A 24,615-nucleotide genomic window follows, 5' to 3' on the forward strand; every position below is an offset into this window, starting at 1 on the left:
GGAGGGCGATGAGACCATGGCACATCAACCGGGACATTGGATGACGAGGGGGATGGCGGGGGCGCTGGCGGCGTTTCTGCTTGCTCAGCCGGACGGCGCGATGGCGCAGGCGCTCGCCGATCGGCCGATCGGCGAGCTCAGGACCGAGGTGCGGAGCCGCTACGACGCGGCGCTCGCGATGACGGTCGACCCCAAGGTCGCCGCGGCGGACAGCAATGGCTACGCCTGGGCGTCGGAGGCGAAGGCCCAGTGCGGCATCGCGCTGGGTTTCCTGAAATCGAACAGCAAGGACGCCGAAAGCCTGCGCCGCTGCGACTTCGCCTATGGCATGATGACGCGCCAGCCGGCGCCGCCCGCCGAAGCGCCGCTGGTGCCCCCGCCGCCGCCGAGCACCGAAAACTGCCCGCCCGAGGTCGCTTCGACCTTCTATTTCGACTGGGATTCGACCGTCGCGCCCGCCGATGCGGCGCAATCGGTCGCCTTCATGGCGGAGAATCGCACCCGCTGCGGCTGGCGGAGCTTCACCGTCGTCGGCCACACCGACCGCTCGGGCCCCGATCGCTATAACGACGGCCTCGCGCTGCGCCGCGCGCATGTGATCGCCGACATGATGGGCGGCGCGGGCATCCCGGCGGGCGCGATCGCCGTGTCGGGAATGGGCGAGCGCCAGCCGCGCGTCCAGACGCTCGACGGCGAGCGGACGCCCGAAAACCGGCGCGTCGAGGTCGAAGTCAACGCGATGGGGGAACAGTGATGAAAGCGCAACACAAGCTCGCCGGTCTCGTTTCGGCGCTCGCCATGGCCTGTTTCGCCGCCTCGGCCGCGGCCGAACCGACCAGCATGCAGAATGTCATGGCGGTCGCGATCGATTCGAACCCGCAGATCCATCAGGCCGAAATGAACAAGCAGGCGATCGAGTTCGAGCTCGAACAGGCGAAGGGCCTCTATCTGCCGCGCGTCACGCTGGAAATGTCGGCGGGGGTCCGGCGGCTCGAAAATTCGACCCGCCGCGCGCTCGGCATCGCCAACGACGAACTCTATCCGCTCGAAGCGGGCATTCGCGCCGAACAGACGCTGATCGATTTCGGGCGCCGCCGCGGCGAGAAACTGCGTCAGGCGGCGCGCGTCGACGGTGCCGCGTTGCGCGTCGTCGAACGCTCCGAATTCATCGCGCTGCAAAGCGCGCGGCAATATCTCGACGTGCTGCTCCAGCAGCGCGTCGTCGCCGCCGCCGAAGACAATATGACCTTCCACAACAGCCTCGTCTCCGACCTGTCGAGCGGGGTGAGCGCGGGCTCGATCAGCATCGCCGACCTCCAGCAGGCGCAGGAACGCGCCAAGGCGGCGAGCGTGCGGGTGAGCGAAGCGAAGGAGGCGCTGCAGAATGCGAAGATCGAGCTGCTCGCGCTGAGCGGGCTTCAGGTCGACGAGGTGCAGATGCCGCCGGCGATGGCCGAAAAGCTGCCCGTCAGCCTCAGCGAAGCCGTCGGCCTCACCCGCGCGCGGCACCCGAAGGTGCTCGAGGCGCAGGCCGACGTCGATGCCGCCAACGCCGAGGCGAAGAAGGCGAAGGGCGATTTCGCGCCGACGATCGGCCTCGAACTGTCGGGCCGGATCGGCGACGACATCGATGCCTTCCGCGGCGAGACGAACGACCTGCTCGGCCGCGTCGTGCTGCGCTGGGATATTTTCGACGGCGGGATCAACCGCGCCAAATATCAGGAGATGGTGCGCCGCGCGAGCGAGAGCCGCTTCCGCCTGCACGAGGCCGAACGCAATGCCGAGGCGGACACGCGCCGCGCGTGGAACGCCCGCGAAACGCAGACCGCGGTGTTCCGCGACCTCGTCGACCAGAGCAAGGCGACCGACGAGCTGCTGCTCTCCTATCGCGACCAGTTTTCGGTCGGCCGCCGCTCGCTGCTCGACGTGCTCGACGCGCAGAACACGCGCTTCAACGTCCAGGTCCGCGCCGAAACCGCGCGCTTTTCGGAGATGTTCGCGGTCTATCAGATCCTCGCCTCGACCAATAATCTGCTCGACGCCTTCAACCTGACCGCGCCCGAATCGCGCCGCGTCTATGCGCGCGAAGAGGTCGGCTACGGCCCGCCGGCGCCCGCCGAACTCCAGCGCCGCCGTTACCCGCAATAATATCAGTGGATTGATTCCAAACAGAAAAATTGAATATGCTACAGGGTCAATCCTCGATTGCGCGTATCGGTAAAGAGGCACCGGGCGATCCGCTGATCGCCTGCATCCTCTTTGTTGCGCAGTATTTCGGCCAGAATTTCCAGCGCGGCGCGCTGTCGGCGCTCGCGCGCGACGAACGCGGTTTCCTCCCCTTTCATCAGGCCGAGGCCGCGCTCGACCTCTGCTTCATCAACAATGAGCGGCTCCATGCGCGCAAGGTCCGCGGCCTCGCGCGCGAGCTGCCCGCGATCGTCCGCCGCACCGATGGCAGTTGCGCGGTGCTGATCGAGGCGAAGGACGCGCAATATCTCGTCTGGGAGCCGGGTGCCGCCACGCCTTTCTGGGCCGACGAAGCGTCGGTCGAGGAGGGTTATGCCGGACAGGCGGTCGCGGTCGCCGCCGATCCCACCGCGATCCGCGCCGAGGAACGGCCGTGGGACGAGACTGCGAAACGCCATTGGTTCTGGGGCGAGATACGGCGGATGCGCCGCTCCTTCTACCCCGTGCTCGGCGCGGCGCTGATGATCAACCTGCTCGGCTTCGCGCTGCCTTTGTTCACGATGAACGTCTATGACCGCGTCATCCCGAACAAGGCGGTGTCGAGCCTGTGGGTGCTTGCGATCGGCGCGTTGCTCGCCTTCGCGGTCGAATTCACGCTGCGCCTCGCGCGCGCGACCCTGCTCGACGATCTCGGCCGCGACCTCGACGTCAAATTGTCCGAGAAGATCTTCTCGAAAGTGCTCAACATGCCGCTCGCCGACCGGCGCGGCAGCACCGGCATGCTCGCGCGCCGCGTGTCCGAGTTCGAAAGCGTGCGCGACTTCTTCGCCTCGACGACGATCGTGCTGATCGTCGATCTCGCCTTCCTCTTCCTGTTCGTGCTGATGATCGCGCTGCTCGCGGGCTGGCTCGCGCTCGTTCCGCTCGCGATCATCGCGGTGATGGGCGTCGCGGGCTTCTTTCTCCAGCGGCGCATGTTGCAGGCCTCGCTCGACAATCAGGCCGACATGAGCATCCAGCACGCGATGCTCGTCGAGGCGATCGGCGGCGCCGAAACGGTGAAGAGCTGCGCCGCCGAGGGGCAGGTGCTCGGCCAGTGGCGCCGGATGGTCGACACCAGCGCGCGGACGCAGGCGACGATGCGGCGGACGGGCGCCGCCGCGATCAATCTCGCGACGCTCGGCCAGCAATTCTCCAGCCTCGCGCTCGTCGTCGGCGGCTTCTACCTGTTCGATGCCGGCAAGATTTCGATGGGCGCGATCATCGCGATCGTCATGCTCGCGGGCCGCTCGATGGCGCCCGTCGGCCAGCTCGCCTTCCTGATGACGCGCGGGCGGCAGGCGGTGACGACGATGGCGAGCATCCAGCAGATGATCGAGGCCGGCGACGAACGCCGCATGGGCAGCAGCGCGCTCAATCTCACCATCGACAAGGGCGACGTCGCGGTCGAGGGGCTGTGCTTCACCTATCCGGGCGCCGCGGCGCCGTCGCTCACCCGCATCGACCTCAAGATCGATGCGGGCGAGCGGATCGCGGTCGTCGGCCGCGTCGCGTCGGGCAAGTCGACGCTCGGGCGACTGCTCTGCGGGCTCTACGCGCCCGAGGCGGGCAATATCTTCATCGACGGGCTCGACAGCCGCCAGCATTCGCCGATCTATCTGCGCTCGCAATTCCGTTTCGTCGGGCAGGACGCGGTGCTGTTCAGCGGCTCGATCAAGCAGAATATGCAATATTGCGCGCCGGGGGCGAGCGACGCCGAACTGCTCGCGACCCTCCAGTCGATCGGCGCCGACCGCTTCATGGGGCGCGACGAGACGGGGCTCGACCGCGGCGCGGGCGAGCGCGGCGGGCAGCTCTCGGGCGGCCAGCGCGGCTTCCTCACTATCGCCCGCGCGCTCGCTTCGCCTTCGCGGCTGCTCTTCCTCGACGAGCCGACCGGCGCGATGGACACGCAGAGCGAGCGGCTGTTCATCGAGGCGCTCGACCGCGCGGTCGCGAAATCGCAGACGCTGATCATCGCCACCCACCGCGAAGCGATCCTCCAGATGTGCGACCGCATCATCGTCATCGACGGCGGGCGCATCGTCGCCGACGGCCCGCGCGCCGAAATCCTCGCGCGGTCGACGAAGGAACCGGCATCATGATCCCCGAACTCCATATCGGACGTGACGGCGCCGCGCAGGTCGAGGCCCCCTGGGGCGAAGACTGGCAGCGTTCGTCAAAAAGCCTGAAGCTCGTCCTGCTCGGCCTCGCGCTCTTCGCCGCGGCGATCCTGTTCGCCTCGTCGAACGATCGCCTGTCGCGCTTTGTCGAGGGCGTCGTTGCCGATTGGACCGCCGACCCGGTCGCAACGACAAGGGCCGCGAAGCAAAAGGCGATCGCGAAGCTGATCGCCGAAACCGGAACCGATGCGATCGCCCCGGTGGCCGAGGGCGCCGACGCGGTCGCGCGCAACGCGCTGCTCCCCGTTTCGACGCTGCCGGTCGAGGCGGCGCGGCCGTTCGTCATGCCGGTGATTTCGCTGGCGCAATCGACCAATGCGCAACGCTGCCTGACGCAGGCGATCTATTATGAGGCGGCGACCGAATCCGACGCGGGCAAGGCTGCGGTCGCGCAGGTCATCCTCAACCGGATGCGCCACCCCGCCTATCCCGACACCGTCTGCGGCGTCATCTATCAGGGCAGTTCGCGCCCGGGCTGCCAGTTCAGCTTCGCCTGCGACGGCTCGATGCGCCGCCCGCCGGTGCCCGCCTTGTGGCGCCGCTCGGCCGAGATCGCGCGCGCGGCCTTGTCGGGCCATGTCGCGGCGGGCGTCGGCATGGCGACGCATTATCACGCCGATTATGTCCTCCCGCGCTGGGCGCCCCGGCTTACCAAGATCGAACAGATCGGCGCGCATATCTTCTATCGCTGGCCGGGATCGTGGGGCAAGCCGCGCGCCTTTTCGGACGCCTATGCGGGCGCCGAATTTATCCCCGCCTTCAGCCGACTTTATCAAGGCGGCGCGGCAGCCGCCGAAACGCTGCCCGGCGAAGTGGTCGCGGTCGCGCCGCCGCGCGACCCGACCGACCACCGCGCCGACAACGATGTCGGCGGGCGCATCGACGTGACCAAGGGCTGGGTTCCCAACATCCCCGACCCGGTGCAGGGCGCATCGCGCTTCGACAGCCTGACCGACCGGCAGGGCGCTGCGGCGGCGCCCGAACCGCAGCCCGGACAATGATATGAAAATCGTGACATTTTGGCAGCGCCTGCGCGGCAGTGAGCAGATCATGGTGGCGTCGGCCGCCGGACTCGTCCTCTTCCTGCTCTGGGCGAGCATCGCGCGCGTCGACGAAGTGTCGCGCGGGCAGGGGCGGGTGATCCCCTCGTCGAAGGTGCAGATCATCCAGTCGGCCGAACCCTCGACGATCCGCGAGATCCTCGTCCGATCGGGGCAGACGGTGAACAAGGGGCAACTGCTCGTCCGCCTCGACAACACGACCTCGCAGTCCGAACTCGGCCAGCTCGAAACCGAAAACGCCCGCCTCGCGCAGCGCGCGGCGCGCCTCGCGGGCGAGGGCGGCGCGGGCGCGGGCTGCACGGGGACGAACTGCGGCGAAGAGGCGCGGCTCGCCGAGGTGCGGCGCGCGTCGCTGCAAAGCCAGCTCGCCGCGCTCTCGGCCAGCGTCGAGCAGCGCCGCCGCGACATGGCGGAGGCGCAGGCGACCGCCGCGTCGCTCGAAACGAGCCTGCGCCTCGCGCGCGAACAGGTCGCGATGCTCGAACCGCTCGCCGCGAAGGGCGTCGTGCCGCAGACCGAATTGCTCGGCGCGCAGCGCGAGGTGGTCGACATCCAGGGCCGCCTCGCCGCCGCGCGCCAGGCGATCTCGCGCTCGCAGGCCGCGGTGCGCGAGGCGGGCGCCGAGGTGCAGCGTGCGCGCTTCGACTTCCAGCAGGAGGCGCTCAACGAACGCAGCCAGCTGAGGACGAAGATGGCGGTCAACGAGGAGACGATCCGCGGCGCCGAAGGCCGGCTCGCGCGCTCCGAGATTCGCTCGCCGGCGCGCGGCGTCGTCAACGACCTGCTCGTCAATACGCTCGGCGGCTATGTGAATGCGGGCGAACAGATCATGCAGATCGTGCCCTTGGGCGACAAATTGCTCATCGAAACGCGCGTCACTCCGCGCGACATCGCCTTCATCAAGGTCGGCGACCCCGCGAATGTCAAGGTCACCGCCTACGACTTCTCCATCTATGGCGGTCTCAACGGCAAGGTCGTCCGCGTCTCGGCCGACAGCATCTATGACGAGGTCGAGCGGCAGGCCTATTTCACCGTCGTCGTCGAAACGACGAACGCCTATCTGACCTCGAATGGCCGCCGTCTGCCGATCACCCCCGGCATGCTATGCGATGTCGAGATCGTGACCGGCAAGAAATCGGTGCTGAGCTATTTGCTGAAACCGGTCTTGAAGGTCAGCGGATCGGCGCTCACCGAACGCTGATCGTTGAGCGCGAGCGTATAGGTTTTTTGCGACGCCGAAATCGCCGCGAGGTTCAGCGGCGGCTGCGCGCCGCGATAGGCATGCACCCAGCGCCGGTTGCCGCTGAACGACAGCACCGGGCGCACCGCATTGGCCTGGCTGCCGTCATAAAGCCGGTCGGTCACATTATCGAGCACCAGCTTGCCGGCGCCGGTCTCGACGAGCAGAAAGGCATGGTCGGCGTTGGCGGCGAGGTCGCGGAGCAGCACCAGCTTCATCCGCTCGGCATCGACCCCCGCGGCGCGCAGCATCTGCATCTTGAGGATCGCGAAATCCTCGCAATCGCCCTTGCCGCGCGCGATCGTCTGTTCAGCGGTCGCCCAATAATCGCGCTGGCGGTAATTGCGGTCGTCGCCGACATAGGCGATCTCGCGATTGACCCACTGGTTGACGCGCGCGAGCAATTCGCGCTCGCCGAGCCCCGGCGAGGCGTTCGCGCGGCGCAGCCTGCTTTGCATCAGCCCCGCGGGTGCGGCGGCGCGCACGCGGTCCCAGCGAGCATCGAAGCGCGTCCGCCTGACCGGAATCGCGCGCGTGCCGAGTTCGGCATCCGCGTCGGTTGCGGCGAGCGGGGCGAAGAGCGAGGACGCGCCGCAATCGGCCGGGGGCAGCGCGAAAGAGCTGGCGCCCCGGCTTGCAGGCTCGAGAGCTTGCCGGACGTGCGGGCGGGCGGGGTCTGCGGCGACCGGCGCGGCGGCCGCCTGCTCGGCCCGGATGCGGTCGAGCGCGCTCGGCGCACCGCCCAAAATGGCGCGGGAGATGTCGGCGGGCGCCGCAGCGCGCGCGGCGACGGCGCACGCCGCCTTGCCGCCCGTCACCGACTTCGCGTTGACCAGCTTCGACGCGCCATGGGCGGCCGTCGGCGTCAGCGCCATGGCGGCCAGCGCCACCGTGACAGGAAGCCATCGCGACTCGCCGGCAACAGAATGGGCGGACTTGCTCATGCCGCTCGATTTGCCGCGCCGGTGTGAGAATCTGCTTCACGGTCCTGGTAAACATGCCGTTCAGCATGTTTTGGCGGCTGGAATCGCGGACATCTGATCCATAAGCCTGAGCCATCCTTGATCGAATCGTCATCCCGGCGAAAGCCGGGATCTCGCCGGTGCGTCAGACTGAAACGGTGAGAACCCGGCCTTCGCCGGGATGACGGCATAAGCGAGGAAGGCGGTGTTTTGACGTCTCTCGATCAGCGCGGCTTGAGCGTCAGCGGCAGCCCGGCGGTCAGCAGCACGACCTCCGTCGCCGTAGCCGCGACCGACTGGTTGAGCTGCCCCGCCGCATCGCGAAAGCGCCGCGCCAGCGCATTGTCGGGGACGATACCCAGCCCGACCTCGTTGGCGACGAGGATCAGCGTGCCGTCGAAGCGCGCGATCGCGTCGCATAATTGCTTCCCCGCGCGCGCCATGTCGGCGTCGGCGAGCAGCAGGTTCGAAACCCACAGCGTCAGGCAATCGACGAGCACGACCGCGCTGCCGCCGCTCAGAGCATCGATCGCGGCGGGCAACTCGCGCGGCGCCTCGACCGTGGTCCAGCGCGCGTCGCGGTCGGCGCGGTGGCGCGCGATCCGTTCGCGCATCTCGCTATCGAACGCCTCGGCGGTCGCGACGAAGACCGGTTTCGCCCCGGCCGCCTCGGCGCGCGCCTGCGCATAGCGGCTCTTGCCCGAGCGCGCGCCGCCGATCACGAACAGCGTCGTCCCGCTCATGCGCCGATCCCCGCGATCCGCAGCATCGCGTCGATTTCGGCGTGGCGCGCGAACTCGGCGGCGACGGCGTCGAGCGCCGCATCGACATCGGCGGCATAGTCGCGGCCATTCCCCGTCACACCGATCCGCGCGAGCAGCGCGCGGCGCAGCGCGGGTGAGGCGAACAGCCCGTGCAGATAGGAGCCGATCACCCGGCCCGCCGGATCGACCGCACCGTCGCGCCCGCCATCTTCGAGCATCGCGAAGGCCCGCTTGGTGCCGGGGCCGCGGGTTTCGCCCATGTGCATCTCATAGCCCGCGACCGGCGCGCCCAGCGCGGTCCCCGCCACTTGCCGCAGGATTTTTGCGGGCGACAGCTCCGTTTCGACGTCGAGCAGGCCGAGCCCCTCGACCTCGGCGGGCGCGCCCTCGATCCCCAGCGGATCGGCGATCCGGCGTCCGAGCATCTGATACCCGCCGCACAGCCCGACGATCGTCCCGCCGCGCCGGTGGTGCGCCCGGATGTCGATGTCCCAGCCCTCGGCGCGCAGCGCGGCCATGTCAGCGATCACCGCCTTTGACCCCGGCAGGATGATCATCGCCGCCTCGGCGGGGATCGGGCGGCCCGGCGGCACCATCACCACCTCGACCCCGGGCTCGAGCTTCAGCGGATCGAGATCGTCGAAATTGGAGATGCGCGGCAGGATCGGGCAGGCGATGATCCGGCGCTCCTCGCGCGGGTCGGCGGGGCGTTCGAGGATCACCGCATCCTCGCTCGGCAGCCGCGCGGCGGCGGAAAGCCACGGTATGACGCCCAGTCCCCGCCAGCCGCTCCGGCGCTCGATCTCGCGATAGCCATCGTCGAACAGGGCGGGATCGCCGCGGAACTTGTTGATCAGGAAGCCGCGGATCATCGCGGCGTCTTCGGCTTCGATCACCGCGCGCGTCCCGACGATCGACGCGATCACCCCGCCGCGGTCGATGTCGCCGATCAGTATGACGGGCACATCGGCGGCCCGCGCGAAGCCCATGTTGGCGATGTCGCCCGCGCGCAGATTGATCTCGGCGGGCGAGCCCGCGCCCTCGACGATCACGATGTCGCACCGGCTGCGCAGCCGGTGATAGCTTTCGAGCACTTCGGTCATCAGCGCGCCGCGCGCTTCGCGGAAATTGCCGCTGCCCAATGTCCCGCGCACGCGGCCGTGGACGATCAGCTGCGAGGTGCGGTCGGCCTGCGGCTTCAGCAGCACCGGGTTCATGTCGCTGTGCGGTTCGGCGCGGCACGCCATCGCCTGGAGCGCCTGCGCGCGCCCGATCTCGCCGCCGTCGGTCGTGACCGCGGCATTGTTCGACATATTCTGCGGCTTGAAGGGAAGGACGCGAAGCCCGCGATGGGTCAGCGCGCGGCAGAGCGCGGCGACGAGCACCGACTTGCCGACGTCGGACCCCGTGCCCTGCAGCATCAGCGCAGCCATGCCGCGCCCCCTGCGATCAGCCACAGCAGCAGGCAGGCGCGCCGATAGACGGCGAGCGCGCGGCCGATGTCGCTACCGTCCGCATCGCTTGTCCCGTCCCCGATCCATGGCTTGTCGTGCATCACGCCGTCATAGGCGATCGGTCCCGCGAGCCGAAGCCCCAGCGCGCCCGCCATCGCCGCCTCGGGCCAGCCCGCGTTGGGCGAGGCGTGTTTGCGCGCGTCGCGCCGCAATATGCGCCATCCGCCGCCGCCCGCGATGCAGATCAGCGCGCCCGTCACCCGCGCCGGAATCCAGTTCGCGAGGTCGTCGGTGCGTGCCGCCGCCCAGCCGAACGCACGCCAGCGCTCCTCGCGGTGGCCGATCAAACTGTCGGCGGTGTTGACCGCCTTATACGCCCACACGCCGGGCAAGCCGAGCAGCAGTAGCCAGAAAAGCGGCGCGGCGACGCCGTCGCAAAGGCTTTCGGCGAGGCTTTCGATCGCGGCGCGCGCGACTCCGGCTTCATCGAGCGCGGCGGTGTCGCGCCCGACGATCCTCGCGACCGCATCGCGCGCGGCGGGCAGGTCGCCCGCGTCGATCCGATCGCCGACCGCGCGGACATGGTCGAACAGACTGCGCTGCGCGAGCGCGGGCCAGGCGAGAATCGCGACGCCGATCCAACCCCAGCCGCCGAAGGCCGCGAGCAGCATATGCTGGATGCCGAAGCCAAGGCCGCCCGCGACGAGCAGCAGGATCAGGAGCGTCAGCACGCCCAGCGCGCGCCGCTTCGCAAAGCCATATCGGGCCCGGTTCCAGCGCGCCTCGCAGCCGGTGATGATGTGCGCGAACAGCCCGACCGGATGGCCGACGCGGCGATAGAGCGCATCGGGCCAGCCGAGCGCCGCGTCGAGCGCAAGCGCCGCGAGCGCCACGGGCTCAGCCATTATCCAGTGCCGCGTCGAGCCGATCCAGCGCGGCGGTATCGGCGGGCAGGCCGAGGCGCAGCCAGCGCGGCTGTTCGGCGAAGGGGCGGGTGAGGATCGCGCGCCGCGCGAGCCGCTCGAACAGGGCGCGGCTGTCATCGGCTTCGATCAGCCGGAACAGCGCGCAGGCGCCCGCCGCGCGATAGCCGTGCCGCGCCAGCATCGCGTCGAGCGCTGCGGCCTCGCCCGGCAGGCGTCGCCGCGTCGCTGCGACCCAGCCGGCATCGGCATAGGCGGCGGCGCCGATCGCAATCGCCGCTTCGGACAGGGGCCATGCGCCCAGCCGCGCGCGCAACGCGGCGACGATCGCTTGCGGGGCGAGGACGAAGCCGAGCCGCACCCCCGCGAGGCCGAAAAATTTGCCGAAGGAGCGGAAGACGATCAGCCTCCGGCCGTCGGCGACCGACGCCGCGACGCTCCGCGCCGGGTCGGTATCGGCAAAGGCCTCGTCGACCAGCAGCCAGCCTTCGCGACCAGCGAGCAGTGCGCGCACCGCATCGGCCGGGATGCTTCGACCGTCGGGGTTATTGGGGTTGGCGAGGATCAGGTTTCCGCTCGCGATGTATGCGTCGGCCCATTCGGCCGGGGCGCTTCCCGCGATCGTTTCGCCATGGGTGCGATAGCCGGGGACGACATGGCGCGTGTCGCCGCCGATCAGCGCGCCGACGAGGCGTAGCCCGATCTCGCTGCCCGGCACCGCGCAGACATGGCATGGATCGACGCCGAAATAGTCGGCGGCGATGCGTTCGAGCCGCGCGAGACCTTCGGGGTCGGGTAACCGCCGCCAGTCGAAAGCCATGCCCGCAGCGCCCGGCCAGGGATGCGGGCTGACGCCCGTCGACAGGTCGATCCAGTCGACGCCGCCGAAATGGCGCTTCGCGGCCTCGATGCCCCCGCCGTGCCAGGTCCACGGCTCGCTCATGCAAGATGTGCCCACAGCAGCGCGGCGGCAAGCAGCAGGCTTTCGCCCATCTCGATCCCCGCGCCATGACCGTCGCCCGAAATGCCGCCGATCCGTCGCAGCAGCCACCAGCCCCAGAAGAGGAAGGCCAGCGGCGCGACCAGCAGCGACGGCGACACCCACGCCGCCGCGGCAAGGGCGCCACTCCAGACCAGAAAATCGACCGGGCGCACGGCATTGCGGAAACGCGCGCCCAATCCCGCGTGCAGGCCGGGCAGCGCGCGCGACCAGACCAGCGGCCCGATCCGCGCCGCGAAGGGTATGAGCGCGATGGCAATGAACGCCTCGCGCTCGATCAGCGCGTGGAGCAGCACGAGCTTGGCGATCAGCTGCAGCCCGACCGCGACCACCGCGAAGCTGCCGGCATGCGGATCGCCGAGCACCGCGAGCAGCCGCGCGCGATCCTTGTGCGCCGCGCCGCTCGCATCGGCGATGTCGCCGAGCCCGTCGAGGTGCAGCGCGCCGGTGACCGCGACCCATAGGACGAGCGCCGCAAGCGCGCCCGTCCACGAATCGATCCGCGCGCCCGCCCAGCCCGCCCCCGCGACGAGCGCACCGACGATCAGCCCGACCGCGGGAAACCAGCGCATCGCCGCCGCGAACTCCGCGCTCGACACTGCAATGCGCGGCGTCGGCAGGCGCGTCAGGAACTGGATCGCGACGACGAGCCCTTTCATGTGCAAAGCCCCGTGATCTGCGTGTTCGCCGGTTCGCCCGGCCAGACGCGGAGCGAGAGCAGCGCCGCATAGGGCAGGTCGAACGTCCAGAGCTGGCGCTGGTCGAATCCGCACAGGATATGCAGTGCCGCGCGCATCGCGCCGCCGTGGGCGACGACCAGCGTCGGCACGGGCGCGAGGTCGTTGATGGCTGCTGCGACGCGCCGAACCAGCGTCGACCAGCTTTCGCCGCGGGGCGGCGGGTTGGCGTCGGGATCGTTCCAGAAGCGGCCGAGCGTGTCGGGGTCGATCATGCTTGCCGCCTTGCCGTCCCAGTCGCCGAAATCGAGTTCGCGCCAGCGTGGATCGACGGCGCAGGGCAGGCCCGCGGCGCGCCCGATCGCTTCGCCCGCCGCCCGGCAGCGCCGCAGGTCCGAGGCGATCAGCCGCTCGACGGCGAGCACTTCCGCCCGCGCGGCGCAGGCGGCGATGCCGTTGGCGGTCGGTGCCCCATCGGTGCGCCCCATCAGCAGCCCCGGCGTCGCGGGCGCGCCGTGGCGCAGCAGATGGAGCGCGAAGCCGCTCACAGCGACCCCGACACCGCCGCTTCGGCAAAGGTCGCCATCCGGTCGTGCGCGGCGAGCGCGCTGCGTATGATATGCGCCGCGACCGCCGCGCCGCTGCCTTCGCCCAGCCGCATGTCGAGCGACAGCAAAGGGTCGAGCCCGAGCAGCGCGAGCAGCCTCCGATGCCCCGGCTCGGCCGAGCAATGGCCCGCAATGCAATGGTCCACGATCGCCGGATTCTCCGCCGCCAGCGGCGCGATCGCCGCGGTGCAGATAAAGCCGTCGAGCAGCACCGGAACGCGCAGCTGGCGCGCGCGCAGGATCGCGCCTGCGAGCGCGGCGATCTCGCGCCCGCCGACGCGGCGCAGCGTCTCGAATGCCGTTCGCGGCGCGTCGCAGTGAAAGGCGAGTGCTTGCTCGATCACCGCGATCTTGCGCGCGACACCGTGCCCGTCGACCCCTGTGCCCGGCCCGGTCCATTCCGCCACGCTCCCTGCGAAGCTGCGCGCGCAGAGCGCGGCGGCGGCGGTCGAATTGCCGATCCCCATCTCGCCGAGTACGAGCAGGTCGAGACCGGCCTCGACCACCGCCGCGCCGCGGTTCAGCGCGTCGAGGCATTCGGCCGCGCTCATCGCCGCATCGACGGTGAAATCGGCGGTCGGCCGGTCGAGGTCGAGCGCGACGATGGCGAGTTCGAGCCCCGCCGCCTCCGACAAGGCGTTGATCGCTGCGCCGCCGCGCGCGAAATTGGCGACCATCTGCGCGGTGACCCCCGGCGGAAAGGCGCTGACGCCGTGGACGGCGACGCCGTGATTGCCCGCGAAGATCGCCGCCCGCGCCCGCGCGATCCGCGGCCGTGCGCGGCCCTGCCAGCCCGCAAAGAAGATCGCGATTTCCTCGAGCCGGCCGAGCGATCCCGCCGGCTTGGTGAGCTCCGCCTGCCGCATCCGCGCGTCAGCGGCGGCACCGGCGTCGGGTTCGCGAAGATCGGCGAGCGTCGTTTCAAAGGCGGCGATCGAAGCAAAGCTGGTCATTCGGCGATAAATCCCGGCGGGGGGACGCGCGCGATGAAATGGCCTTTGACCCCCTCGGGCCACAGCGCATAGGCGACGCGGCCATGCTCGCTCGCGGCATGGAGGACCGCATAGTCGAGGATCGCGCGCGCCGACGCCTCGTCGGCGCGAAAGCGGCCGAGCACATAGCCGATCTTGTCCGGCGCGCGCAGATGGACGGTGCAATGATCCTGGCACGCGAAGAGGCACGCCATCTCCTGCACCGCGATTCCGGCATAGCGCGGCTCGGCATCCTTGAGCTGCTTCAGCGCGGCGACGAGCCGCGCGCCGCCGCGCGCGCCTTCGGCGTCGCTCTGCGCCTCGCGGCTGTGGCGGCAGCTGTTGCACACCACCACCGCGGGCCCCGGGTCGACGCGCGTCAGCATCAGGCGGTCGCCGCTTGCGGCGGCGCCGGAACGCCTGCCGCGACGAGCGCGCGATAGAGCGCGTAAAGCCCGATCAGGATCGCGGCGTTCCGCACGAATTGCTCGGCGAGGAGGTCGGGCGCCATCACCGAATGCAGCCCGCCGAGGATAAGCGCCCAGCCGAGGATGATCGCCTTGAACGCGGTGAAGCCCGCCGCATAGACGAGGCTCAGCCGCGCCGCGACCGACCGGTATTGGAGCGCGCCGAGCGCGGCATAGCTCGCCAGCGCCGATCCGAGCGCCGCGGTGCCGAGCCCCGCCGCCCAGCCGAGCGTGCTGCCGTCGCTCGGGTAGCCGAGCAGCACAAAGCCGACGAGCTGGCTCGCCGCCCACGCGAGCAGCATCAGCGCGAGCCCGTCGCGGCGGCGCATATGCACCGCCGCGAGCGCCGCGAGCGACGGGAAGGGCGTCGCGCAGCCGAGTGCGAGCGTCGTTGCCGTGCTTGCCGCCGTCAGCAGCGCCACCCAGAGCGCCGAGGGGTTGCGGCCGGACAGCGCCGCCATCAGAAACGCCCCCTGATGCCGGCATAGATGCTGCGGCCGAGCGAGCCGTAGCGATAGGCCGTCATATACTCCTCGTCGAAGACATTCTCGGCGCGCGCGAACAGCTTCACCGCATCTGACAGCGCAACTTCGGCGCGCAGATCGACGAGCGTATAGCCGCCCAGCCGCTGGGCGTTGCTCGCATTGTCATAGCTCTTGCCCGACCAGCGCACCGCCGCGCCGAGTTCGAGCCCGAAGCCGAAGGCATAGCTCGCCGACGCATTGGCGGCGTTGCGCGGACGGCGCGGCAGCCAGTTACCGAAATTGGCGCTGCCTTCGGAGCGGTCCTCGGCGACGATCCAGCTATAATTGCCATCGAGCGTCAGCCCGCCGAGCGTCAGCGCGGCGGCGGCTTCGACGCCATGCGTCTCGCTGCGCGCGACGTTGAGATAATAGCCGAAACGCGGGACCGGCGGGTTGCTGCCGAGGACGGTGCAGAGCGGATCGTCGGGATCGGTGCAGCTGTTGAAGATGATCTGATTCTTCGTCGTGCGGTCGAACCAGGTCGCGCCGACGACCAGCTTGTCGCCGAACAGATGCTGCTCGATCCCCGCTTCCCAGCCATGCGCTTCCTCGGGATCGAGCCCGACATTCCCATATTCGCTGAACAGCTGGTAGAGGCCGGGCGCCTTGAACCCCTCGCCATAGCTCGCGCGGAGCACGGTGCCGGAGGGCAGCCGCCACACGCCGCCCGCGGCGAACAAGGTCTGCCCGCCATAGCGATCATGATCGTCGTAACGGACGCCGCCGTTCAGCGTCAGCCCCTCGACCGGTTCGACGCTCAGCTGGCCGTAAACGCTGGTGATCTCCGCCTTGCCGCGCACGAAATCGGGAAGCGGGGTGGCGAGCGACGCCGAAGGGGAGCGGCTGCGGAAGTTCGAGCGTTCATTCTCGACCCCGAAGATCGCGGTGATCCGGTCGCTGACGTCGAAGCTGCCCTGATATTCCCAGCGCTTGTTCTCGCCATCGGCCTCGAAGCTCTGCGGCCGTTCGCGGTCGGGGTTGAAATTGTCGCGGTTGGTGTCGGTATAGGCGTAGGCGATGCGATTGCGGAACCGCCCGCCCGCGAGGGCGAAATTCAGCCCCGCATAGCCGACGAACTCCTTGTTCAGCCCAACATCGTTGCTGTCGGTGTTGAAGCCGTCGAACTCGACCCGGCCGCTCGAATAAGTGCCGCGCACCTCGGCGCTGACATTGTCGGCGAGCGCCAGCTCGGCGCGGCCCGAGACGTTGGTGTTGCGATAGCCGTCGCGCTCGACCCCGCCGAACGCCTTGGCGTGCGACGAAATGCCGTCGGTGGTGAAGCGTTGGCCGCCGAGGCGCCAGCTCAGCGGGCCGGTGCGGCCGCCGATCGCGGCGCGCGCGCTCACCGTCTGGCGCGATCCCGCTTCGAGATCGAAGCTGCCTTCGAGCGGCTTTTCGGGCGATGCGGTGACGATGTTGATCACGCCGCCGATCGCCTGGCTTCCCCACAGGATCGACTGCGGCCCGCGCAGCACCTCGATCCGGTCGATGTCGCCGGCGAGCAGATTGGCGAAGTTGAAGCCGCCGCCGGTCGACGACGGATCGTTGAGCTTGACCCCGTCGATCACCGTCACCGTGTGCTCGGATTCGGCGCCGCGGATGCGCAGCGAGGTCGAGGTGCCGTAACCGCCGTTGCGCGACACGCTGATCCCCGGGGTGCGGAGCAGCAATTCGGTGACGCCGATATCCTGCGCGCGGTCGATCGCCGCCTTGTCGAGCACCGCGACCGACGACGGAATCTCGTCCAGCGTCAGCGGCGCGCGCGTCGCGGTGACGATGATGCTGTCGGCATCGGCGGCGACGGCGTGCGCGGCTTCATCGGCGAAGGCGGTGGAGGAAGCCGCGACGGCGGCGAGACAGATCGAACTTCGGAAAATCGCTTTGAACATTGGACAAACCCATCGACAATGCCGCCCAGGCGCGCGGCCGATCGGTCGTCCTTCGGGGACGCACGACATCGCCCGCGCACCTGCGCAGCCAGCTTTGTCGTCATGCGGGTTCACCCCCGTCCGCCCGGCACACCCTGTCCGCGCGAAAGACGACGGCGACGGGCAGGTCTCCTGGCTTGCGGGTCAGCGCCGGTCGGCCGCCTTCTCGGGACCGGGGTCCCAATGGCATGTGGCCGATGGCTCGCCGCGTACAGTTGCAGGGGCAGCCGGGGTTTTCCCGTTCCCTCTTCGTCTCCGTTACCGGAGAACCTGTCGCTTGCCGCGGCCGATAGCCCGGTTCGGGGGCGGCGGTCAATCACCGTCTGGAGCGTGTTTTTCGTCGCCCCCGCGAAGGCGGGGGCCGCTATCGGCCTTGCGTAAGGTTGCCAGCGGCCCCCGCCTTCGCGGGGGCGACGATCTTTAAAACAGCCCCGGCAATTCGCGCTGCGCCGCGCTGGGCCGCTCGGGAACCAGCATCGCGGGCGGGGCCGCCACGGCGAAACGGCGCTCGCGCGACGCCGTGCGGACATTCGCGTCGGCGATCCGCGTCGTGCAGGCGTTGCCGGCGAGGAAGTCGATCGCGGCGCGGATCGACGCCTCGCGCGGGTCGCCCAGCGGGAAGGCCAGATCGTCGTTCGCGGCGCAGCTGTTCGCGATCTTCGGCGCCAGCCCGTCATAATAGTCGCTCTGGCCGTCTGCATTGCCGGTGGCGAAGGCGACGACGCGCATCCGGTCGTCGCATTCGCGCTTGTCGCGCGCGATCTGACCGACCGGCTTGCCATAGGTGTTGCTGCCGACGAGCGTCATATTGGTGCCGAGATAAGGCAACATCGAATTGATCACCAGTTCGCTCGCCGAAGCGGTCGATCCGGTGCCGATGAAGGCGATGCGTGTCGGCGCGATCGATTCGGGGCGCGCGGGCGACGGAAAATAATGTTGATCATTCTCGACCGATTTCTCGGCGCGGAAGCGGGTCTGCGAGAAGATCTCGCTCGAATTGCGATTGCGGCCGAGCAGGTCGCCCATCAGATTCGCCGTCGCCACGAGGCCGCCGCCATTATAGCGGAAATCGATGATGATGTCGGTGACGCCCTGCGCGCGGAAATCGGCGAAGGCGGCGGTGAGCTGGTTGTCGGCCGGCTCGATGAAGCTGCGCAGGTTCAGATAGCCATAGCGGCGCCCGCCCTCGCTGATGATCTTGGCGCCATAGCGGTCCGAAACGGGGTCGAGCGCATAATCGGCCTTGGTGACGGTGACCTCGCGCGTGCCCGCCGCGTCGGTGATGCGCAGCACGCGGCTCACCCCCGGGTCGTTCGGGCCGAGCGCATCGGTCAGCCCCTGTCTCCCCTCGGCCGCGACGATGCTCGCGACGGTGCGCACATTGCCGCTGTTGGTGCCGATCCCGACGATCGCGGTGCCGCGGTCGATCCCCGCGGCCAAGGCCGGCGTGCCTTCATAGGCTTCGGCAATCACGATGCGCTGGTTCGCGGCGTCATAGGCTAAGAGTATGCCGAAACCCGCATTCGATCCTCTGGAAATGAAGGCGTTCTCCTCGGCGATCGAGGTGATGTAGGTGAAACCCCGGTCCTTGTTCAGGTCGAAGGCAGGTTTGACCAGCGCGTCGATATAGGTTTGGACGTCGCCATAGTCGCCGGGGTTGACGCCGCTCGCGACGTCGCCCGGGAACAGATACCATTCATCGATCTCCGCCTTGGCAAAGGCCTGGCGCGAGGCGAGCGCGCAGGTGGGCGTCGGGGTCGGCGTGGGGCTCGGCGTCGGGGTGACCGTGACCGGGCCGCTGCCCATCGTTCCGCCGTCGCCGCCGCCGCACGACGCCAGCATCAAAGCCGCGAGCGTTAGCGCCGCTACCGGCCGCCTCGACTTGCCCATCAATATTCTCCCCGGTTCGACCCATCGACCTTTATTCGGCGTCCGCCTCGCCCCCATCCTGACGGCCCTTGAACCCTTGCGCGATAACATAGAGTTCGGGCGATCCCTTGCGGCTGGCGGGCGGCTTGGCGTGCTTTACGGTTGAAAAATATCGCTTTAGTAAAGTCAGCAATTCGCGATCGGCGCCGCCCGCGAACACTTTCGCGACGAACGTCCCGCCGGGGAGCAGATTCTGCACGGCGAAATCTGCGGCGGTTTCGGCGAGCCCGATCGTGCGCAGATGGTCGGTCTGCGGATGGCCGACGGTGTTCGCCGCCATGTCCGAAATGACGAGGTCGGGGGCGCTGCCCAGCGCCTCGATCAAGGCGTCGGGCGCGGCATCGTCCATGAAATCCATCTCGAGGATTTCGACGCCTTCGATCGGTTCGCAGTGGAGCAGGTCGATCCCGGCGACACGCGCGCGCGGGTTCGTCTTGCGCACGACCTGCGACCAGCCGCCCGGCGTGATGCCGAGGTCGACGACCGCGCGGGCCTTCTTGAGGAAACCGAATTTGTCGTCGAGCTCGATCAGCTTGTAGGCGGCGCGCGAACGATAGCCTTCGGCCTGCGCGCGGCGGACATAGGGATCGTTCAACTGGCGTTGCAGCCAGCGCGTCGAGGAGGTGCTGCGCCGCTTCGCGGTCTTCACGCGCACATGCAGTCCGCCGCGCCCCCCCGACCCTTTGGCGCTCCCGCCCTTGCCGCCGCTCATTTGCGATACTCGCGGCGCGTGACGGGAATGTCGCGGCCCTGCATCGCCAGCGTGCGCAATATGCCCTCGCGGATGCCGCGGTCGGCGACGCCGACGCGCGCCGCGGGCCACAGGTCGATGATGCTTTCGAGGATCGCGCAGCCCGCGACGACCAGGTCGGCGCGCTCGCGGCCGATGCACGCGATCTCGGCGCGGTCGGCGATGCTCGCGTCGGCGAGGCGGCGGCTGATCTCGCGCATCGCGTCGGCGGGGACGACGAGCCCATCGACCGCGCGCCGGTCGTAACGCGGCAGGTTCAGGAAGACGCTGGCGAGCGTCGTCACCGTGCCGCTGGTGCCGAGCAGGCGCAGCGGCTGGCCGGCGAAGCGTTCGGCGCGCGCGGCGAAGGCGGCGAAGGCGTCGCGCGTCACCGCGCGCATATGGGCATAGGCGGCCTGGCGGCCCGCCAGGCTGTCGTCGGGCAGCGGCGCGTGCTCGGTCAGCGACACGACGCCCCACGGCGCGCTGATCCAGTCGTGGATGCGGACGTCATGGTCGGCGACCTCGACGTGCATCAACTCGGTCGAGCCGCCGCCGATGTCGAAGATCAGCGCCGGGCCGTCGCCGGGTTCCATCAGATTGTGGCAGCCGAGCACCGCCAGTTTCGCTTCCTCGGCGGCCGAGATGATGTCGAGCACAATGCCGGTCTCGCGGCGGACGCGCTCGGCCAGTTCCTCGCCGTTGCTCGCGCGGCGGCACGCCTCGGTCGCAACCGCGCGCGACAGCGAGACGTGGCGGCGGCGCAGCTTGTCGGCGCAGATCGCCAGCGCCGCGACGGTGCGGTCCATCGCCGCCTCGCTGATCCGCCCGGTGCCGTGCAGCCCTTCGCCCAGCCGCACGATGCGCGAAAAGGCGTCGATGACGACGAGCTCGCCATTTTGCGGGCGCGCGATCAGCAATCTGCAATTGTTGGTGCCGAGGTCGATCGCGGCATAGCTGCGCGGCCGCGTGATCGGCAATGGGCGCGATTCGGGGCGCACGTCGCCGCCCGCTTTTCGTCCTCTTGCCGCCGGGCCGGGCCGCGGCGACCGCCCTGATGGCGCTGCCATTTGCCGCATGGCTATTGTTACCTGTCTGCTCACGCGACCGCAAAACCGCGACGCGCACTTGGCGGAGAACCTAGGCCTCCGGCGCCGCCATGGCAAGGCCCCCGCCCGGGGCGCTCGCCGCAAGGAAAACCCCGCCCGGCGCGGGGCCGGACGGGGTCAAAGTGGGGAGAGGAAATATTGGGGGTCGGGACTGCCTCTTAACGGCAGCCGTCGTTCCCCTTGTCGATCGCGCGGCCGGCGAGGGCGCCGACGGCGCCGCCGATGATCGTGCCGACCGTCTTGTCGCCGCGACCGGCGATTTCATGACCGGCCAGACCGCCCGCGATCGCGCCGATCACGGTGCCGCCGGTGCCCTTGTCGCACTGGCGATAATGGCGGCGGTCACCGCGGTAATAGCGGCGATCGCTCCGGTAATCGCGGCGGTCGTAGCGGCGATAGTCGCGGCGGTCATAGCGACGGTCGTCGCGGTCGTAGCCGCTGTAATAGCTCGAATAGCCGCCCTGGTCATAATAACCATTCTGCGCCGCGGCGGGCGTTGCCAGGCCCAGCGTCGCGGTGGACATCAGGGCGGCGATCGAGAGAGTCACCATCTTTTTCATCGTCATTCTCCTTCTTCGTCGTTCGGCCCTTGGGGGCTGTGGTCGATGAGGCTGTTCTGCCCGATTCGCATTGAGCCAAGCCTGAACATCATTGTTGGCTGCCGTTCAGCTTGCCGCCCCGAGATCCTTTCCTTTCCGATGCCGCCGCTTTAACCCCGCGGCGATGCGCCGCTTGCTCCTCGCCGCCCTGATCTTCGTCGCGCTCGGGCCGATGCCCGGCGCGGTCATGCGTTTCCCGGAAACGAATCTGACCCAGAGCGCCGCCGCGCGCCCGCTGCGGTTCGCGCCAGAGGAAGGGGGCATGATGCGCTTCGTGCGCGGCTGGCATCTCGTCAGCCCGCACAGCCGCTTCGGCGGCTTCTCCGCGCTCGCGCGGGTCGGACCCGGCCGATTCCAGCTGGCCGGCGACAATGGCTATTGGACACGGTTGGCGCTCGATTCGCATGGCGGCGTTTCCGATGCCGAAATCCGCCCGCTGCCCACTCCGGACGGGCGCCCGGCGCGCAAGTCGATGGTCGATGCCGAGGCGATGTTCGTCGACCCGGTGAGCGGCAAGAGCTGGATCGCGCTCGAGGGGATCAACCAGATCTGGCGGCTGGGCGCCGGCCTCGCGGCGATCGAGGCGCGCCGCAAGCTGCCCCGGCCGCACTGGCCCGCGAATCGCGGTCCCGAAGCGATGGTCCGGCTCGCCGACGGGCGCACCATCATCTTTTCGGAAGATGCCGGCGATGATCCGCGCGGGCGCGAAGGGCTGATCTATCGCGGCGACCCCGCCGCGCCCGGCCCGGCGCCGATCCGCTTCTTCTACGCGTCGGACGGCCGGGGGCTCGTCAGCGACGCCGCGCCGCTGCCCGACGGGCGGATCCTGCTCGTCCACCGGCGGCTCGGTTTCGATCCGATGTTCACGACGATCGTCGCGATCGTCGATCCCGCCGAGATCAAGGAGAATGCGGTCGTTCGCGCGCGGACGATCGGCCGCGTTCCCCGACCGCTCGCCGAAAATTACGAAGGCGCGGCGGTTTCGGTCGAAGGCGGGCGTAGCTTCCTCTGGCTCGTCGCCGACAATAATTTCAACGTCTGGCAGCGCAGCCTGCTGCTGCAATTCGAGCTGGTGGACCTGCCGCCCAAAAGAAGGCCGGACAGCAAAAAGGCCGCGCGGTAATCCGGCGGCCTGATTGCATCGGCGATTCGAAGGAGCGTCAGGCGGCCTTTTCGGCCAGCTTCTTCGTCACTTCCTTCTTCAGCTTGCGGGCATTCGCCGACAGCTGGTCGTCGCCGGCCTTGAGCAGCCAGTTGTCGAGACCGCCGTTATGCTCGACCGAGCGCAGGCCGTGCGTCGACACGCGCAGCTTCACGCCCTTGCCGAGCGCGTCCGACAGCAAGGTCACATTCTGCAGGTTCGGCAGGAAGGTGCGCTTGGTCTTGTTGTTGGCGTGGCTGACATTGTGGCCCACCTGGCGGCCCTTGCCGGTCAGTTCGCAAATGCGCGACATCGTCTTCTTCCTCACAAAATCTGGGCGGCGTGCCGGTTGGCGCCAAAGACGCCGAAAGGACCGGTTGGGCCGGGAAAGGCGCGCGCTTATCGGCTTGCGGGAGATTCGTCAAGCGATTAGCGGGGAAACATGTCCCGTCTTCCGCTTCCCGAACCGATGCGCCGCGCGCTCGATCTGGCTCGCATCGCCGCCGAATGGGGCGAAGTGCCCGTCGGCGCGGTGATCGTCAAGGACGGCGAGGTCATCGCCGAGGGGCACAACCGCCCGCGCGAATCGCACGACCCGACCGCGCACGCCGAAATCGTCGCGATTCGCATGGCCGCCGCGAAACTCGGCAACGAACGGCTGGACAGCTGCGATCTATATGTAACGCTCGAACCCTGCGCGATGTGCGCGGGCGCGATCGCCCACGCGCGAATCGCGCGTCTCTATTACGGCGCCGACGATCCGAAGGGCGGCGCGGTCGTCCACGGCCCGCGCACCTTTGCGCAGCCGACGACCCACCATCGGCCGGAGATCTACGACGGGATAGGCGAAGAGGAAGCGGCGGCGCTGCTCAGGGATTTCTTCGCGACGCGGCGGTAGCGGCGATGGGGGCAGCTTTGGGGTAGAAAGCGGGCGTTGATCCAAATCATGCCCTCCCCTTCAGGGGAGGGCAGCGAGACTTGGCAGCTTGCTGCCTAGGGTCAGGACCCATTAATTCCGCGATCGAGGCGTCGAAATGGCGAAGATATCGGGCTTGGGCGGGTGCAGCGGGTAGCATCGCTACCCGCAAGGCCGCGCGAGCCTGAGATCGAAGCCATTTCGACGTCCCTTCGGGATTTGACCGATTTTGCCCATGGCTTCGTCGAAAAGCCTTGAAATATATTCATATTCCTGCGCCTTTTCTCCTCGCCCTGAGCAAAATCGCTTCAAACCTCGAACGTGGAATTAATGGGTCCTGACCCTAGTCGCAGTGGGTGGGGGCTGCCGGCCTTGCGCAAGGCCGATGGCCCCCACCCCAACCCCTCCCCTGAAGGGGAGGGGCTTGCTTTTCAGCTATGTCCGCTTCCGGCCGAAACAGGCCCCTGCCATATCGCACGGCGCACCCTCACCCGCCCAGCATCTCCGCCACCCACGCCGGCACCAGCGCCGTCGCCGGCCCGTGCCGCGCCTCGTCGAACCAGTAACTCCCCTGGCTCGGCTCCATATTGAGCTCGAGCGTCGTCGCCCCCGCCGCCCGTGCCTCGCGCACGAAACCGGCGGCGGGATAGACCGCGCCCGAGGTGCCGATCGACACGAACAGGTCGGCGCGGTTCAGGGCGTGGTAAATCTCGTCCATCCGGTACGGCATCTCGCCGAACCAGACGATGTCGGGGCGGAGGTATCCGGCCATCCCGCACGCGCTGCACGCGGGGCGATCCAGCAGCGGCCCCGTCCATGGCACGCGATTGTCGCACGCGGTACACCAGGCATTCAGATGCTCGCCGTGCATATGGATCAACCGCTTCGCCCCCGCGCGCTCGTGGAGGTCGTCGACATTCTGGGTGACGATCAGGAGTTCGCCCGGCCATTCGGCGTCGAGCCGCGCGAGCGCCCGGTGCGCCGCATTGGGCTCCCTGGTCTGGATCGCCTCGCGCCGCATGTCGTAAAAGCGCAGCACCAGATCGGGATCGCGGGCAAAGGCCTCGGGGGTCGCGACATCCTCGACGCGGTGCTGTTCCCACAATCCGCCCGCGTCGCGGAAGGTGTCGATGCCGCTCTCGGCGGACACGCCCGCGCCGGTCAGGATGACGATATTCTGGATGGGGCTCATACTCCGTTCCT

24 protein-coding genes and 1 riboswitch are annotated in these 24,615 nt (G+C 68.9%); of the genes, 7 read left to right on the forward strand and 17 right to left on the reverse strand.

Going from position 1 to position 24,615, the window contains the following annotated elements; genetic code table 11:
• The first annotated feature begins 16 nt into the window (after nucleotides 1–16).
• The 5 genes from QZL87_RS18820 to QZL87_RS18840 are packed head-to-tail and all read left to right on the forward strand — an operon-like array spanning nucleotide 17 to nucleotide 6,671.
• Nucleotides 17–754, forward strand: coding sequence for an OmpA family protein (locus tag QZL87_RS18820; RefSeq protein ID WP_295322117.1), 738 nt, complete (start codon nucleotides 17–19; stop codon nucleotides 752–754).
• Nucleotides 754–2,148 (forward strand): TolC family protein, encoded by a 1,395-nt coding sequence (locus tag QZL87_RS18825; RefSeq protein ID WP_295322119.1) that lies wholly within the window; start codon nucleotides 754–756, stop codon nucleotides 2,146–2,148. Before QZL87_RS18820 ends, QZL87_RS18825 begins: the two co-directional genes overlap by 1 nt.
• Before the next feature lie 35 nt (nucleotides 2,149–2,183).
• Nucleotides 2,184–4,331 (forward strand): type I secretion system permease/ATPase, encoded by a 2,148-nt coding sequence (locus QZL87_RS18830; RefSeq protein ID WP_295322121.1) that lies wholly within the window; start codon nucleotides 2,184–2,186, stop codon nucleotides 4,329–4,331.
• Nucleotides 4,328–5,410 (forward strand): cell wall hydrolase, encoded by a 1,083-nt coding sequence (locus tag QZL87_RS18835; RefSeq protein ID WP_295322124.1) that lies wholly within the window; start codon nucleotides 4,328–4,330, stop codon nucleotides 5,408–5,410. The genes QZL87_RS18830 and QZL87_RS18835 overlap by 4 nt, the downstream gene beginning before the upstream one ends.
• A gap of 1 nt (nucleotide 5,411) precedes the next feature.
• Nucleotides 5,412–6,671, forward strand: coding sequence for an HlyD family type I secretion periplasmic adaptor subunit (locus QZL87_RS18840; RefSeq protein ID WP_295322126.1), 1,260 nt, complete (start codon nucleotides 5,412–5,414; stop codon nucleotides 6,669–6,671).
• On the opposite strand, the gene QZL87_RS18845 is transcribed toward QZL87_RS18840, so the two are convergent.
• The 15 genes from QZL87_RS18845 to QZL87_RS18915 form a co-directional block, all read right to left on the reverse strand.
• Nucleotides 6,617–7,600: a transglutaminase-like cysteine peptidase gene (locus QZL87_RS18845; RefSeq protein ID WP_295322128.1), complete on the reverse strand. Its 984-nt coding sequence runs from the start codon at nucleotides 7,598–7,600 to the stop codon at nucleotides 6,617–6,619. The genes QZL87_RS18840 and QZL87_RS18845 overlap by 55 nt on opposite strands.
• Before the next feature lie 296 nt (nucleotides 7,601–7,896).
• Entirely contained in the window at nucleotides 7,897–8,415 is a 519-nt protein-coding gene (gene cobU / locus QZL87_RS18850) for a bifunctional adenosylcobinamide kinase/adenosylcobinamide-phosphate guanylyltransferase (RefSeq protein ID WP_295322130.1), read from the reverse strand.
• Nucleotides 8,412–9,869, reverse strand: a complete 1,458-nt coding sequence (locus QZL87_RS18855; RefSeq protein WP_295322133.1) for a cobyric acid synthase — start codon at nucleotides 9,867–9,869, stop codon at nucleotides 8,412–8,414. Before QZL87_RS18855 ends, cobU begins: the two co-directional genes overlap by 4 nt.
• Nucleotides 9,857–10,795 (reverse strand): adenosylcobinamide-phosphate synthase CbiB, encoded by a 939-nt coding sequence (cbiB, locus tag QZL87_RS18860; RefSeq protein ID WP_295322136.1) that lies wholly within the window; start codon nucleotides 10,793–10,795, stop codon nucleotides 9,857–9,859. Before cbiB ends, QZL87_RS18855 begins: the two co-directional genes overlap by 13 nt.
• Nucleotides 10,788–11,756 carry a threonine-phosphate decarboxylase gene (locus QZL87_RS18865; protein WP_295322138.1) on the reverse strand — a complete coding sequence of 323 codons (969 nt, stop codon included), beginning with the start codon at nucleotides 11,754–11,756 and terminating at the stop codon, nucleotides 10,788–10,790. The genes cbiB and QZL87_RS18865 overlap by 8 nt, the downstream gene beginning before the upstream one ends.
• On the reverse strand, nucleotides 11,753–12,472 hold the full coding sequence (locus tag QZL87_RS18870; RefSeq protein ID WP_295322141.1) for an adenosylcobinamide-GDP ribazoletransferase: 720 nt from the start codon (nucleotides 12,470–12,472) through the stop codon (nucleotides 11,753–11,755). Before QZL87_RS18870 ends, QZL87_RS18865 begins: the two co-directional genes overlap by 4 nt.
• The gene (locus QZL87_RS18875) at nucleotides 12,469–13,038 is read right to left on the reverse strand and encodes a histidine phosphatase family protein (RefSeq protein ID WP_295322143.1); all 570 of its coding nucleotides are present in this window, start codon (nucleotides 13,036–13,038) and stop codon (nucleotides 12,469–12,471) included. The genes QZL87_RS18870 and QZL87_RS18875 overlap by 4 nt, the downstream gene beginning before the upstream one ends.
• Nucleotides 13,035–14,051 carry a nicotinate-nucleotide--dimethylbenzimidazole phosphoribosyltransferase gene (gene cobT, locus QZL87_RS18880; protein WP_295322145.1) on the reverse strand — a complete coding sequence of 339 codons (1,017 nt, stop codon included), beginning with the start codon at nucleotides 14,049–14,051 and terminating at the stop codon, nucleotides 13,035–13,037. The genes QZL87_RS18875 and cobT overlap by 4 nt, the downstream gene beginning before the upstream one ends.
• The gene (locus QZL87_RS18885; RefSeq protein ID WP_295322146.1) at nucleotides 14,048–14,455 is read right to left on the reverse strand and encodes a DUF1636 domain-containing protein; all 408 of its coding nucleotides are present in this window, start codon (nucleotides 14,453–14,455) and stop codon (nucleotides 14,048–14,050) included. The genes cobT and QZL87_RS18885 overlap by 4 nt, the downstream gene beginning before the upstream one ends.
• Nucleotides 14,455–14,997, reverse strand: a complete 543-nt coding sequence (locus QZL87_RS18890; RefSeq protein WP_295322149.1) for a hypothetical protein — start codon at nucleotides 14,995–14,997, stop codon at nucleotides 14,455–14,457. The genes QZL87_RS18885 and QZL87_RS18890 overlap by 1 nt, the downstream gene beginning before the upstream one ends.
• Nucleotides 14,997–16,949 carry a TonB-dependent receptor gene (locus tag QZL87_RS18895; protein WP_295322152.1) on the reverse strand — a complete coding sequence of 651 codons (1,953 nt, stop codon included), beginning with the start codon at nucleotides 16,947–16,949 and terminating at the stop codon, nucleotides 14,997–14,999. The genes QZL87_RS18890 and QZL87_RS18895 overlap by 1 nt, the downstream gene beginning before the upstream one ends.
• A 143-nt stretch (nucleotides 16,950–17,092) precedes the next feature.
• A riboswitch (cobalamin riboswitch) is annotated at nucleotides 17,093–17,277 on the reverse strand.
• 131 nt (nucleotides 17,278–17,408) lie between these two features.
• A complete protein-coding gene (locus tag QZL87_RS18900) occupies nucleotides 17,409–18,878 on the reverse strand; it encodes a S41 family peptidase (RefSeq protein ID WP_295322154.1) in 1,470 nt (489 codons plus the stop codon).
• Nucleotides 18,879–18,909: 31 nt separating this feature from the next.
• Complete coding sequence (locus QZL87_RS18905) at nucleotides 18,910–19,629, reverse strand: RlmE family RNA methyltransferase (protein WP_295322156.1); 720 nt, start codon at nucleotides 19,627–19,629, stop codon at nucleotides 18,910–18,912.
• Nucleotides 19,626–20,726, reverse strand: a complete 1,101-nt coding sequence (locus tag QZL87_RS18910) for a Ppx/GppA phosphatase family protein (RefSeq protein ID WP_295322159.1) — start codon at nucleotides 20,724–20,726, stop codon at nucleotides 19,626–19,628. The genes QZL87_RS18905 and QZL87_RS18910 overlap by 4 nt, the downstream gene beginning before the upstream one ends.
• A gap of 188 nt (nucleotides 20,727–20,914) precedes the next feature.
• A complete protein-coding gene (locus QZL87_RS18915) occupies nucleotides 20,915–21,316 on the reverse strand; it encodes a glycine zipper 2TM domain-containing protein (RefSeq protein WP_295322163.1) in 402 nt (133 codons plus the stop codon).
• 163 nt (nucleotides 21,317–21,479) lie between these two features.
• On the opposite strand from QZL87_RS18915, the gene QZL87_RS18920 reads away from it, so the two are divergent.
• Nucleotides 21,480–22,478, forward strand: coding sequence for an esterase-like activity of phytase family protein (locus tag QZL87_RS18920; RefSeq protein WP_295322166.1), 999 nt, complete (start codon nucleotides 21,480–21,482; stop codon nucleotides 22,476–22,478).
• 37 nt (nucleotides 22,479–22,515) lie between these two features.
• Here the strand turns inward: QZL87_RS18920 and rpmB are convergent, their stop codons facing one another.
• On the reverse strand, nucleotides 22,516–22,809 hold the full coding sequence (gene rpmB, locus QZL87_RS18925; protein ID WP_037556081.1) for a 50S ribosomal protein L28: 294 nt from the start codon (nucleotides 22,807–22,809) through the stop codon (nucleotides 22,516–22,518).
• Between the two features lie 129 nt (nucleotides 22,810–22,938).
• Here rpmB and tadA point away from each other — a divergent pair, with 129 nt between their 5' ends.
• A complete protein-coding gene (tadA, locus tag QZL87_RS18930; protein ID WP_295322169.1) occupies nucleotides 22,939–23,394 on the forward strand; it encodes a tRNA adenosine(34) deaminase TadA in 456 nt (151 codons plus the stop codon).
• A gap of 505 nt (nucleotides 23,395–23,899) precedes the next feature.
• Here tadA and QZL87_RS18935 read toward each other — a convergent pair.
• Nucleotides 23,900–24,604: an NAD-dependent deacylase gene (locus QZL87_RS18935; RefSeq protein WP_295322172.1), complete on the reverse strand. Its 705-nt coding sequence runs from the start codon at nucleotides 24,602–24,604 to the stop codon at nucleotides 23,900–23,902.
• Nucleotides 24,605–24,615 lie beyond the last annotated feature (11 nt).

Source organism: uncultured Sphingopyxis sp. (assembly GCF_900078365.1).
Lineage (GTDB): Bacteria > Pseudomonadota > Alphaproteobacteria > Sphingomonadales > Sphingomonadaceae > Sphingopyxis.